This is a genomic window from Enterobacter cloacae complex sp.6700776, from assembly GCF_048284255.1.
GTDB classification, from domain to species: Bacteria; Pseudomonadota; Gammaproteobacteria; order Enterobacterales; family Enterobacteriaceae; genus Enterobacter; species Enterobacter intestinihominis.
In genome coordinates, this window is record NZ_JBLVYK010000136.1 from 1 (window position 1) to 316 (window position 316).

At 38.3% G+C, this 316-nt stretch carries 1 protein-coding gene; it reads left to right on the top strand.

The features are described 5' to 3' along the window. Positions 1-122 precede the first annotated feature (122 nt). The coding region (locus tag ACNQ0T_RS23585; protein WP_417930426.1) for a DUF2813 domain-containing protein at positions 123-316 on the top strand (194 nt) is incomplete at its 3' end.

The following is a 316-nucleotide window of genomic DNA, read 5'->3' on the forward strand; positions in this document are numbered from 1 at the left end:
GTATAGTAATTAATTGGCTTAATGAGTAAGCTTTTATTTGAGATAGTTCAGGTTGTTTCACGGATCCTTGAGTGGTCAAGATGTTACAATCAAACTCAGTTTTCGATAGCAAGGAGAGAGATATGTATCTGGAACGTGTGGAAATATACGGATTTAGAGGGATCAACCGACTTTCTTTAGAACTTAATAATAATACCGTTCTCATCGGGGAAAACTCATGGGGGAAATCAAGTTTACTCGATGCCTTAGATATTTTGCTCTCTCCCGAACATCGCGAATACCAATTCACAGCTAATGATTTTCACCATCCTACAGG